Below are 12,099 nucleotides of genomic sequence, written 5' to 3' on the forward strand. Positions count from 1 at the left end.
ATTTGATCGATGAGCGTGCGCATCGGTGCCGGCACGCCAAGTCATGAATTCATGACTTTGAGCCACTGCTCTTTACCTAGGGCAAGCCCCGCAAGCAATTGCAAGATGGCATATAGGGGTTGGGCCAGCGCAAGACGAGAGCCAGTTGGCAAGGTATGTTGAGATTCACGTCAGGCCGAGCCGAGAGCGACGGATGCCGAGAACCGGAACGGAGCGGACATTTGGTCCGTGAGTACCGGAAGCGCAGGAAGCCTTCGCTCGCAGGCCGGCATCACCTGAATATCGACATACCTTCAACCGAAGACATGAACCACCACCGCCAGCCAGAAGGTCGTGGTGAGAGCGGCACAGGCGGTGGCAATGGTCATCTGGTTCGACGCTAGCGCCTGGCCGGTGTTGAACTGCACCGCGATCAGATAGGAATTAACGCCGGATGGCATCGCTGCCACCATCACGGCCACCTTGGCCGTCAAGGGCGGCAGGCCGAGCAACCAGACGAAGACCAGCACCAGCGCCGGCATCAGGAACAGCTTCAGCGCCGAAAGCACCAGCGCTGGACGGACGTTGCCCGAAATGCCGAAGCGGCGCAGGCTGAGCCCCATGGCGAACAACGCCACCGGCCCCGCCGTACCGGCCAGCGCATCGACCAGGCGCGTGGCGACATCAGGCAGCGGCGCACCGGTGATGCGCCATGCAAGCCCCGCCAGAATGCCGATGACCAGCGGATTCATGAACAGCCGCCTGAGGAAGCGACGGATAACGCGCAAAGGATGCACGGGGTCGCCGCTGCCGCGCCCGAATATCTCGAACAGCACGATCGAGGCCATCAGCATGATCGGCAGATGCACCGAGACCAGCAGCGACAGGACCTCGAAGCCATCATTCCCGAATATGCCCAGAATGAAAGGCGCGCCGAGCAGCACGACGTTGGAAAACGCCGACGACACGCCGCCGACGACACCGGCGCGGGAATCCCGGCCGAAGACACGGGTGGTGACCAGATGGCCGGCGGCCCAAGTGATGGCGACCGCCGCGAAATAGGCGAACCACAGCGGCCATGGCGCCACCCCGTGGAAGTCCGACCTGACCATCGTCTGGAACAGAAGCAGCGGCATCGCCACGTTGACGGCGAATTCCGATATGCCCTCGCCGCTTGCCGGCCGGAGATAACCGGTCCACCCTGCGATATAGCCGAGCGCGACGAGGCTGAAGACGAAGAGAACGGTTTCGATAAGCGGCGACATTTCCCGAGGGATAAGCGAGCCATGCTCGCGGCGCAATCGCGCCCGAATTTGATCATCGTCGGCTGGCAGGCTTATAGAGGGTTTGGATCATCGGGCGGACGACGCGACAAATGGCCTTTGTCGGCATCTCGAAAGGCAATCTTGTCCGGCGGCTGGCGGCTTTCGTCACCGTGCTGCTTTGCTTTGCCGTATCAGCGGCTCAGGCCGCCGAGACGAGAAGCCTCAAAGGCGTGGCGCTGATCATCGGCCAGTCGAAATACGAACACATCGCAGCCTTGGCCAATCCGGCCAACGACGCCCGCGACATGGCCAAGATGCTAACCGACCTCGGCTTCGACGCCCGCAACGTCACCGATCGTGATGCCGCAAAGCTGAAGCGCGACCTCGACCGCTTCGTCGAGGATGCCGAAGGCGCCGACGTCGCCTTCATCTACTATTCCGGCCACGGTATCGAAGCCGGTGGTGAGAACTATCTGGTGCCGGTCGACGCGGATGTTTCGTCGCTGAAGAATGCCGGTGAGGCGCTGGTGCCGATTTCCGCCGTCATGGATGAATTGAAGAAGACGGTGCCGGTGACGATCGTGCTGCTCGACGCCTGCCGCACCAACCCGTTTCCGCCGGACGCGGTCGTGCGCCAAGCGCCGACGGCTTCGGCCGAACCCATCGGCGCCGGCGGGCTGGAACCGGTGCGCGGCGCCAAGGCGCTCGGCAATGCAACGGCGGAGGATGCCAGCCTCGGCACAGTGGTTGGCTTTGCCGCCGAACCGGGCCGCCCGGCGCTCGACGGCGCCGCCGGCGAAAACAGCCCCTACGCGGCTGCGCTGCTGCGTCATCTCACGGCGATGAAGGGCACCGAATTCGGCTCGGTCATGCGCATGGTGACCGAAGAGGTCTATCTCGACACCAAGGCAAGACAGCGCCCCTGGGTCAGCGAGAGCCTGCGCCGGCTGCTCTATTTCGGCGTTGCCCCACCGGAGCCGACCGGCGACGACGGGCTGATCACAGGTGAGCGGCGGCAATTGCTGCTGACCATTTCCGACCTTCCCGATCCGAAGCGCGCGCAGGTGGAACTGGCCTCGCTCAAGGACGGCGTGCCGCTCGACGCGCTCTACGGCGTGCTCAGGGCGCTCGGCACGGAAAAAATCCCCGAAGATCCGAACGACCTGCAGAAGGTGCTGGATGGCCAGGCCGAGCGCCTGAAGAAGATGATGGCCGAACGCGCGGCGCTGCGCACCGACGACCCCGAAATCTCGCGCCTCGTCGCGTCCGCCGACAAGGCCATCAGCCAGGGCGCCATGGTGACGGCGCGCAAATTCCTTGATGACGCTGTCGGCCGGGTCGAGCAAAACAGCGCTGCGGTTGACGAGGCCGAGGATCTGGTCAAGCAAAAGCGCATCGCCGACGCCGCCATCTATGCCAAACGCGCCGACGCCGCCGCGCTGGTCTTCGACTACAAATCGGCCGCCAACGACTATGCCAAGGCGTTCTCGCTGGCCGAGAAGTGGGACGACAAGCTGCGCTGGAATTACAAGAACCAGGAGGCCGAAGCGCTGAACGCTTATGGCTATGCCTCGGGCGACCTCGATGCCCTGCAACAATCGATCGAAGCCTATCATGTCATCCTGAACCTCATCCCCAACGGTGAACAGAATCGCGATTGGGCAATCACTCGCAACAACATGGCTGTCGCGCTGCAAACCATCGGCGAACGCGAAACCGAGACCGCGCATCTGGAAGAAGCGGCGCAGATCTTCCGCGATTCGCTTGTCGTCTTCGAGCGCGAGAAAGACGATCGCAACTGGGCCGCGGCGCAGAACAACCTGGCCAACGTGCTCTTGAAGATCGGCGAACGCGAAAGCGACCCGAAGCGCTTGAACGATGCGGCGGCGGCAATGCGTGCCACGTTGGAAAAGCGTCCGCGCGACAAGCTGCCGCTCGACTGGGCCGCGTCGCAGAATAATCTCGGCCTGGCACTCTATGCCCTTTCCGAGCGTCAGCCCGCCGGCGAGCATCTGAAGGACGCGGAAGCCGCCTACCGGCTGGCGCTCGAGGAGTACACGCGCGACAAAACGCCGGTGGAATGGGCGATGGTCGAGAACAATCTCGGCAACACGCTGGTGACGCTTGGCATCCAACTCAACGACAAGGCCAAGATCAATGAGGCGGCCGACGCGTTCCGCGCCGCACTCGAAGTGCGAACCCGCGAAACCTTTCCGGTGTCGTGGGCCACGAGCCGCCTCAACCTTGGAAATGCGCTGAGCGGTGTCGCCCGCTACGATATGGGCACGGCTATGCTCGAAGAAGCAGCGGCTGCTTACGACGACGCGCTGACAGTGTTCACCCGCCAGCGCTTCCCGATGGACTGGGCGTCGGTGCAGAACAATCTCGGCTCGATCTACCAGACGCTGGGCCAGCGCACGCGTGATGCGGCCAAGCTGGAACAGTCGGCGGCAGCCTTCCGGGCGACACGGCAGGTCTATCTCAGGCGGAAGTTCCCGCAAGACTGGGCGATGAGCTACTACAATCTCGGCAACACGCTGCAACTGCTCGGCGGCGTGACCGACAAGCCCGAGCACTATAGCGATGCGGTCGACGCCTACGGCAATGCGTTGCGCGAGTACAAGCGCGAGACGAACCCGCGGCAATGGGCACTGGCCCAGGCTGGCCTGGGCTCGACGCTGCACTGGTTGAGCATGAGCAATGGCGATGCCAAGACCTTGCAGGATTCGATCGCGGCACGGCGGGCAGCGCTCGAAATACTCACCATCGAGGCCGCACCGGTCGACTGGGCCAATGCTCAAAATGGCATCGGTATGAGCCTGCTCAATCTGGGCAATCTCCAGCGGACCGACAAATATCTCAACGACGCCGAAGCGGCGTTCACGGCGACGCTGAAGGTGTTTACGCGCGAAAGCCAGCCGCTTCAGTGGGCCTTCGAACAGAACAATCTCGGTGACGTCCACTGGAACCGCGCCAGCTATGGCGCAGGCAAGCCGGAATATCTCAAGGCAATCGAATTCTTCGAGAACGCCAAGCAGGGCTTTACCGAAGCCGGCTACACGATCCCCATCCCGCTCACCGACCAGAAGATCGATCTGGCGAAGAAGCAGATGGCGAAAAAGTGAAGCTGCGGGCGCCAATGCATGTCGCCCAAAAGTGACCCCGGTTTTGGGACAACGACATGCATAAAAACAAAATCCAAAGCGCGTCGCATGAATCCGTTTCGGGCGCGACGCGCTTTGGTCCGCCTTTCGCTTGTCTTTGTGCCGGCTTTCCGATCCCTATATGCGAATAACCGGGGCCGACATCCGGCTCTCGGAAGGTATCAGATGATTCGATTTTTGCTGGCTCTGTTCCTGATTGCCGTTCCTGCCGTCGCCCATGCGACGGACGCCGGCTGGGCATTGCTGCGCGACGGCGGCCGTGTCGTGCTGCTTCGCCATGCGCTGGTCACCGGCACCACCGACCCCGCCAATTTCGACATCGGCAACTGTGCGACCCAGGTCAATCTGTCGGCACGCGGCAAGCAGCAAGCAAACAAGATTGGCGCCTTGTTCGGCGCTCGTTCCGCCCCCGTGGAGCGCGTGCTGTCCAGCCGCTATTGCCGCTGCCTCGACACCGCCCGCATTGCCTTCGAAGCGGAACCGGAGCTTTTTGCACCGCTCGACCTCCTGAAGAACGATCCCACTGAAAAGGCGGCGCAACTCGACGCGGTCATGAAGGAAATCCGCAGCTATTCCGGTTCCGACAATCTGGTCATGGTCACGCATCTCGAAAACATCCAGGCGTTGACCGGCGTGTCGCCGCGCGAAGGCGAAGCGGTGGTGGTCGAACCGCAAGGCGACGGCCTGCGCGTGCTTGGCCGCGTCACCTTCTGAGCAGCCCGTCAGCCCCCGCGCACTGTTGCCGAAATACCACCGCCGAAAGAAGCCGCAAAGTCGCCGCCACAATGCCGCTTGCGACAACCCGTCGCAGGGTCTATAGGCGCGCTCCTGGTCACGAAAACCGAAGCGAGCACAACGGTTGGAGCTTTCGTCTCCGCCCGTGCAGGCGGCTTTGCCGCCCTGTATACGGCGCCGCTTTGGGGATTGGGATCGCGGATGTAGCTCAGTCTGGGAGAGCGCCGGATTTGGTTCCGGAGGTCGCAGGTTCGAATCCTGCTGTCTGCACCACGGATAGCTCAGTTTGGGTAGAGCATCAGACTCATAATCTGACGGTCGAAGGTTCGAATCCTTCTCCAATGGCTGACAGGCCACCACCCTTTCACGGTGTTATCTGAAAAACGGTCCGGGGACCGGAATGCTGAAGACCTGACGAGCCGCCGAAGCCCACGGGCCAAGGCCGGTTCGAAACGGTCTGACGCCATCGGCTCGCGGCCAGACCCGCGGTGATGGTCAAGGCGCAGTGTCGCCGGCAAGGGAGGCCAAGGCCTCCGGCGCCCGCTTCGCTGCCCCGCGATCCGCTCCCGAAGGTCCGCCGCGAATGGACGCCACCGGTCCCCGGATCATTCGTGCCGGGACGACGACGAAGTGAAACGAGAAACGAAGGGAAGATCGACGCATGACTTGACGCCTCGCATGGGGCCATGCCCGACAGGAGTAAGACAATGACGACTATTCTCGACAAGGTTCTTGGACGCGAGCGCGTCCTCGTAAAGGAAAACGAGCGTGCCCTCACCCTCCACAAGGGGGAGATCAAGGCTGTCCTGCTGCCGGGCGAGCATTCGCTCGCCAACCGGCGCGGCAACCTCGAAGTGTCGCGGCACGACCTGAAGAACCCGGAATTCGTTTCGGCGTACGAGAAGGCGTTGTTCGACAAGCTCCCGGATGTGGCCGCGCGTCATTTCACCATCGTTCGCACCGGACGCACCGACGTCGCCGTCATCGAGCGTGACGGCAACCTGCATGCCGTTCTGGCGCCGGATCGCAAGCTGGTGCTGTGGACGGATGCCGGTCCGTGGAAGGTGGCGTCGGTCGACACTGCGACCGATCTTGCCATCGACCCGGCGCTGATGCGCCGGCTCGGCCAGGCCCGGAAGACGGAATTGATGTCCGTCCATCCGGTGGTCGATGGTCAGGCCGGACTGCTGTTCGTCGACGGCGTGCTGGTGCGCACGCTGGCCGCGGGCGTGCATGCGTTCTGGAACGTCGGACGGATGGTGCAGGTGAAGGTCGTCGACCTCAAGCGCCAGTCGCTCGATGTCGCCGGGCAGGAAGTGCTGACCAAGGATCGGGTCACGATCCGGGTCAACATCGCCGCTGAGTACCAGGTCGTCGACCCGGTCAAGGCGGTGAGCACGGTGAAGGACTTCTCGGAAGCCCTCTACCGCGCTCTCCAGTACGCCTTCCGCAAGACGCTTGGCGCGCTGACGCTCGACCAGATCCTTGAAAAGAAGGTGACGGTCGACGAGGAGGCGGCGGCCAAGGTCCGTGCCGACATGAGCGCGATCGGGGTCGAGGTCAGCGATATCGCGCTCAAGGATGTGATCCTGCCGGGCGAGATGCGCGAAATCCTCAACCAGGTGGTTTCGGCCGAAAAGCAGGCCGAAGCCAACGTCATCCGCCGCCGCGAGGAGACGAACGCCACGCGTTCCCTGCTCAACACGGCCAGGGTGATGGCCGAAAACCCGGTGATGCTGCGGTTGAAGGAGCTCGAGGCTCTGGAAACCATCGCCGGCAAGGTCGAGCGGCTGACCGTCCACAACGGGACGGGCGGACTGCTCAACGACATCGTCAAGCTCCGCGAAAACTGAGCTGACGTGACGTCAATCGGAAGGGCCGCCGGCTTATCGGGCGGCCCTTCTTGTCTTTATGGGAAGGCCATCCCATCTGCGCCCGGCGCATCAGGCCTTTTCCTGCCGGGAAAAACCGATTAGACAGCGCCCAAACCAGATGCGGACAGATTCCGCCCGCAACCGAAGGAAGAGCCCTTGTCCACCACGTTCGAGAAAGTCGCCAAGATCATTGCCGACACCAGCGAGATCGATATCGACACCATCACCCCCGAGAGCCACACGATCGACGATCTCGGCATCGACAGCCTCGATTTCCTCGACATCGTCTTTGCCATCGACAAGGAATTCGGCATCAAGGTGCCGCTGGAAAAGTGGACCCAGGAAGTCAATGACGGCAAGGCTTCGACCGACGATTACTTCGTCATGAAGAACCTGTGCGCCAAGATCGACGCGCTGGTCGCCGCCAAGACCGCCTGAGATCGGGCAAGCGCGCGGCCTTGACGGGCTGCGCCGCCTGACCCACAAAGCCGCTCATGAGCAGCCCCCGCGACGTCGTCATCACTGGTATTGGCCTTGTCTCCTCGCTGGGAGAAGGCCCTGACGCACACTGGCAGAAGCTGGCGCAGCCAGGCCTGCAGCCGGTGATTGAGGCTGCGCGCTTTGCGCCCTACACCGTGCATCCGTTGCCCGAGATCGACTGGAACCTGCAGATCGCCAAGCGCGGCGACCAGCGGCAGATGGAAACCTGGCAGCGGCTCGGCACCTATGCCGCCGGCCTTGCGCTGGACGACGCCGGCATCAAAGGCAATGACGAGCTCTGCACGACCATGGACATGGTGGTGGCCGCCGGTGGCGGCGAGCGCGACGAGGCGGTCGACGCCGCCATCCTCGCCGCTTCGGAAAGCCGCAACGACCGCGACGTGCTGCTCAACGAGAAGCTGACCACTGAGTTGCGGCCGACGCTTTTCCTGGCACAGCTCTCCAATTTGCTCGCCGGCAACATCTCCATCGTCCACAAGGTGACGGGATCGTCCAGGACCTTCATGGGCGAGGAAGGGGCTGGTGTCGCTGCCGTCGAGACGGCCGCCGCGCGCATCCGCTCGGGACAGTCGACGCACATTCTGGTCGGCGGCGCCTTCCAGACCGAACATTCCGACATGCTGCTTGGCTATGAGTTGGCCGGCTATCTGCATCGTGGCCCATGGAAGCCGGTCTGGCAAAGACAGGGCGCCGAGGGCGGCGGCCTGGTCTCCGGCTCCGGCGGCGCCTTCCTGGTGCTGGAGCAGCGCGAGCACGCGCAAAGCCGTGGCCGCAAGATCTATGCCGAGCTTGGCCCAGTCGTCTCCGGTCGCGCCCGGCGCTCGCGCGGCGAACTCGACGCCGAGATCGCGGCGCTGCTCAAACAGGCGGCGCTCCCCAACGGCAAGCTGCTTGCCCTGTCGGGCGCATCCGGCGCGCATGTGGCGACATCGGCCGAGAAGGCGGCGCTCGATGCCAATCCGGCGATATCGGCGCGCGGCTTCGCGACGCTGACCGGGCACATGAAGGAAGCGCAGTTTCCGTTCGCCGTGGCGCTCGCCGCTCTGGCCGTCGATCGCAAGGCCGCCTATCCCGTTTTCGATACCGCGGCCGAGAAGCCGTTCGAAGGCATTCCGCAAACCGTTCTTGCAACGGCGATCGGCTATCACCAATTCGAGGGCATGGCGCTGGTCAACGCCGCTTGAAGCGGCGCTGCGTGGTCGTGCAACAGGGATAAGAGGGCTCTTATGGCCAATCTCCGAGATCACATGGGCAGGCCGATCGTCGCCGTCACCGGCATCGGCGTGGTGACCTCGCTCGGCATCGGCAAGGCAGACAATTGGGCAGCGCTGACCTCCGGCAAATCGGGCATCCACCCGATCACCCGTTTTCCCGTCGACCACCTCAACACCCGCATCTCCGGCATGGTCGATTTCCTGGATTCAAGCTCGAAGGGCGCCAGCCTGCTGACCTACGAGCTGGCAGAAACCGCTGCGAATGAGGCCGTGGCCGAATCCGGCCTCGATTCCTCCGATTTCGGTGGCCCGCTCTTCCTCGCCTCGCCGCCGGTCGAGCTCGACTGGCATGATCGCTTCTCGCTCTACAATTCCGATAGCCAGGGCGCCGGCGCCGAAAGGCTGCTCAGGGTGGCGCGCGGGCTGAAGGAAACGGACATCTTCGAGACCACGCAGTTCGGCTCGATCGCCGACCGGCTGGCCGACCGGTTTGGTACGCGGGGGCTGCCGATTACGCTGTCGACCGCCTGTGCCTCGGGCGCCACCGCCATTCAGCTCGGCGTCGAGGCGATCCGCCGCGGCGAATGCGACCGGGCGCTGTCGATCGGCGCCGACGGCTCTGCAACCGCCGAGGCGCTGATCCGCTTTTCGCTGCTGTCCGCGTTGTCGACTCACAACGACATCCCGGAAAAGGCCTCAAAACCCTTCTCCAAGGACCGCGACGGGTTTGTGCTGGCCGAAGGCTCCGGTGCGCTGGTGCTGGAATCGCTTGAGGCTGCCCTTGCCCGTGGCGCCAGCGTGCTTGGCATCCTTCGCGGCTGTGGCGAAAAGGCCGACGATTTCCACCGCACCCGCTCCAAGCCGGACGGTTCGCCGGCGATCGCCGCGGTGCGCGCCGCCCTCGCCGACGCCGGCTTGAGCAAGGACGAGATCGATTACGTCAATGCACACGGCACCTCGACGCCGGAAAACGACAAGATGGAACATCTGTCGCTGTCGACCGTATTCGGCGACCGCATCGGCTCGATGCCGGTCTCGTCCAACAAGTCGATGATCGGCCACACGCTGTCGGCGGCAGGCGCCGTCGAGGCAGCGTTTTCGCTGATGACGATGCGCGAAAGCGTCATTCCGCCGACCATCAACTACGACAATCCCGACCCGGCAATCGTGCTCGACGTGGTGCCGAACAAGAAGCGCAATGCCGAAGTCGGCACGGTTTTGTCGAACTCCTTCGGCTTCGGCGGCCAGAACACCTGCCTTGTCATGGCGCGGGAACCGGTCTAAGCGAGCCACTTCAGCTCCAACAGAACCGACAGGCCTTATGCGCGCACTGCAACTTATCGAGGACCGCCGTCTTGAAACGGTGGACCTGCCGCCGCCGCCGCCCCCAGCACTGGGCGAGGTCACGCTGCGGATCAAGGCGGTCGCGCTGAACCATATCGACGTCTGGGGCTGGCGCGGCATGGCCTTCGCCAAGCGCAAGCTGCCGCTGGTCGTCGGCGCCGAAGCCTCCGGCGAGGTCGAGGCCGTCGGCCCCGGCGTTTCCAGCCTGCTGCCAGGACAATTGGTGTCGATCTATGGCGCCCGCACCTGCGGCCTCTGCCGCGCATGCCGCGAAGGCCGCGACAATCTCTGCGAACATGTTTCGGGCGTGCACGGCTTCCATCTCGACGGCTTTGCCCAGGAGAAGATCAACCTGCCGGCGCGCTTGCTGGTCCCCGCCCCGCCCGGCGTGACCGATGTCGGCGCCGCTGTCGCGCCCGTCACCTTCGGCACGGTCGAGCACATGCTGTTCGACAATGCGAAGCTGCAGCCGGGCGAGACGATCCTTATTCATGCCGGCGGTTCCGGCATCGGCTCGGCGGCGATCCAGCTGGCCAAACGGATGGGCTGCACCACTATCACGACGGTCGGCTCGAACGACAAGATCGACAAGGCAAAGGCGCTCGGCGCCGACCATGTCATCAACTACCGCGACGATCGTTTCGAAGGCGTCGTGCGCAAGCTGACCAAGAAGAAGGGCGTCGATGTCGTCTTCGAACATGTCGGCACCGACACTTTTGCCGCCTCGATGCTGTGCCTGAAGCGCGGCGGCCGCCTGGTGACTTGCGGCTCGACCTCTGGCGTGTCGACGCAGATCAATCTGATGCAGCTCTTTCAGCAGCAGCTGAAGCTGCTGGGCTCCTTCGGCTGCCGTATGGAGAACATGGCCAACGCCATGCAGAAGATGGCGGCGGGTCAGGTCACGCCGGTCATCGACACCGAAGTCGACTTCGACGGCATCGACGCCGCGTTGAAGCGCATGGAAGGCCGCGACGTGTTCGGCAAGATCATCCTGCGCGTTTCCTAGGACAATGGTCGGCAAGGTGTTCAAGAAAGCCCGCCGGGACTTCATGTTCCGCTATGGCCGCCGGCTGCGCCAGCTGGACCACTGGGTGACGGCGCGCGCTGCGATGCTGATCATCTCGCTGCTGCGCTTGCTGCCTGCCGACAAGGCGCTCAATTTCGCCGACCGTGCCGCCCGGCGGATCGGTCCGCGTGTCGGACGCCACCGCGTCGCCATCAACAATCTGCGCCTCGCCTATCCCGAAAAGAGCGACGTCGAGATCGAGGCCATCGCCTCCGACATGTGGGGCAACATGGCCCGGCTTGCCGCCGAATACATCTTCCTCGATGCGCTTTTCGACTATGATCCGAATGCGACGACGCCCGGGCGCGTCGAAGTCGGTGGCGCCGATCACTTCAAGCACATCGCCACCGAGCAGAAGCCGCACATCCTGTTCACCGGCCATCTCGGCAATTTCGAGCTTTTGCCGGTAGCGGCCGCCACCTTCGGCATGCAGATCACCGCGCTGTTTCGGCCGCCCAACAACCCGTACCTCGCCGACTACATCCACTCGACACGTCGTTCGAGCATGGGCGCGCTGTTGCCGTCCTCCACAGGCGCCTCCTTCGCGCTGGCGTCCATTCTCGAGAATGGCGGCAATATCGGCGTTCTGGTCGACCAGAAATTCTCAAGCGGACTGGAGACGACCTTCTTCGGCCGCCCGTGCCAGAGCAATCCGGTTCTGGGCATGCTCGCCCGCCACTATGATTGCGACGTCTATCCGGCGCGCTGCGTCCGGTTGCCCGGCAACCGCTTCCGCCTCGAGATCGAAGACAAGCTCACCCTACCGCGCAATGACAGCGGCAGTGTCGACGTCCCCGCCACCACGCAACTGCTCGCCGACGTCGTCGAGCGCTGGGTGCGCGAGGACCCGGGACAGTGGATGTGGTTCCACAAGAGATGGGAAATCTCAGGCCGGCGTCGCCGCCGGCGCGGACAGTCCAAGGACGCTGCCGGCCAGCGGCAGCGTCAATCTTAAGT

9 protein-coding genes and 2 tRNA genes are annotated in these 12,099 nt (G+C 63.7%); 10 read left to right on the forward strand and 1 reads right to left on the reverse strand.

Annotated elements, in window-relative coordinates:
- Positions 1-293 precede the first annotated feature (293 nt).
- A complete protein-coding gene (locus tag AC1DYO_RS18420; protein WP_477265604.1) occupies positions 294-1,244 on the reverse strand; it encodes an AEC family transporter in 951 nt (316 codons plus the stop codon).
- Between the two features lie 110 nt (positions 1,245-1,354).
- Between AC1DYO_RS18420 and AC1DYO_RS18425 the strand changes: the two genes are divergently transcribed.
- From AC1DYO_RS18425 to AC1DYO_RS18470, 10 genes are all read left to right on the forward strand, one after another.
- On the forward strand, positions 1,355-4,369 hold the full coding sequence (locus AC1DYO_RS18425) for a caspase family protein (RefSeq protein WP_477265606.1): 3,015 nt from the start codon (positions 1,355-1,357) through the stop codon (positions 4,367-4,369).
- Positions 4,370-4,573: 204 nt separating this feature from the next.
- Entirely contained in the window at positions 4,574-5,122 is a 549-nt protein-coding gene (locus AC1DYO_RS18430) for a histidine phosphatase family protein (RefSeq protein ID WP_477265608.1), read from the forward strand.
- A gap of 218 nt (positions 5,123-5,340) precedes the next feature.
- A tRNA-OTHER gene (locus AC1DYO_RS18435) sits at positions 5,341-5,416 on the forward strand.
- 1 nt (position 5,417) lies between these two features.
- Positions 5,418-5,484: transfer RNA gene (locus AC1DYO_RS18440), tRNA-Met, on the forward strand.
- Between the two features lie 366 nt (positions 5,485-5,850).
- Positions 5,851-6,996: a slipin family protein gene (locus AC1DYO_RS18445; RefSeq protein WP_477265610.1), complete on the forward strand. Its 1,146-nt coding sequence runs from the start codon at positions 5,851-5,853 to the stop codon at positions 6,994-6,996.
- A 177-nt stretch (positions 6,997-7,173) separates the two neighbouring features.
- Positions 7,174-7,455 carry an acyl carrier protein gene (locus tag AC1DYO_RS18450; protein ID WP_181056006.1) on the forward strand — a complete coding sequence of 94 codons (282 nt, stop codon included), beginning with the start codon at positions 7,174-7,176 and terminating at the stop codon, positions 7,453-7,455.
- Between the two features lie 56 nt (positions 7,456-7,511).
- Positions 7,512-8,702, forward strand: a complete 1,191-nt coding sequence (locus tag AC1DYO_RS18455; RefSeq protein ID WP_477265612.1) for a beta-ketoacyl-ACP synthase — start codon at positions 7,512-7,514, stop codon at positions 8,700-8,702.
- Between the two features lie 42 nt (positions 8,703-8,744).
- The gene (locus AC1DYO_RS18460; protein WP_477265614.1) at positions 8,745-10,016 is read left to right on the forward strand and encodes a beta-ketoacyl-ACP synthase; all 1,272 of its coding nucleotides are present in this window, start codon (positions 8,745-8,747) and stop codon (positions 10,014-10,016) included.
- Between the two features lie 37 nt (positions 10,017-10,053).
- Positions 10,054-11,082, forward strand: a complete 1,029-nt coding sequence (locus tag AC1DYO_RS18465) for a zinc-binding dehydrogenase (RefSeq protein WP_477265616.1) — start codon at positions 10,054-10,056, stop codon at positions 11,080-11,082.
- Between the two features lie 4 nt (positions 11,083-11,086).
- Entirely contained in the window at positions 11,087-12,097 is a 1,011-nt protein-coding gene (locus AC1DYO_RS18470) for a lipid A biosynthesis lauroyl acyltransferase (protein WP_477265618.1), read from the forward strand.
- The last annotated feature ends 2 nt before the right edge of the window (positions 12,098-12,099 follow it).

Source organism: Mesorhizobium sp. P2_F5 (genome assembly GCF_056403715.1).

Excerpts from the sequence above, each read along its gene's own strand:
- AC1DYO_RS18465 (WP_477265616.1), top strand. The coding sequence starts at position 10,054 with ATGCGCGCACTGCAACTTATCGAGGACCGCCGTCTTGAAACGGTGGAC.
- AC1DYO_RS18460 (WP_477265614.1), top strand. The coding sequence starts at position 8,745 with ATGGCCAATCTCCGAGATCACATGGGCAGGCCGATCGTCGCCGTCACC.
- AC1DYO_RS18425 (WP_477265606.1), top strand. The coding sequence starts at position 1,355 with ATGGCCTTTGTCGGCATCTCGAAAGGCAATCTTGTCCGGCGGCTGGCG.
- AC1DYO_RS18470 (WP_477265618.1), top strand. The coding sequence starts at position 11,087 with ATGGTCGGCAAGGTGTTCAAGAAAGCCCGCCGGGACTTCATGTTCCGC.
- AC1DYO_RS18430 (WP_477265608.1), top strand. The coding sequence starts at position 4,574 with ATGATTCGATTTTTGCTGGCTCTGTTCCTGATTGCCGTTCCTGCCGTC.
- AC1DYO_RS18420 (WP_477265604.1), bottom strand. The coding sequence starts at position 1,244 with ATGTCGCCGCTTATCGAAACCGTTCTCTTCGTCTTCAGCCTCGTCGCG.
- AC1DYO_RS18455 (WP_477265612.1), top strand. The coding sequence starts at position 7,512 with ATGAGCAGCCCCCGCGACGTCGTCATCACTGGTATTGGCCTTGTCTCC.
- AC1DYO_RS18445 (WP_477265610.1), top strand. The coding sequence starts at position 5,851 with ATGACGACTATTCTCGACAAGGTTCTTGGACGCGAGCGCGTCCTCGTA.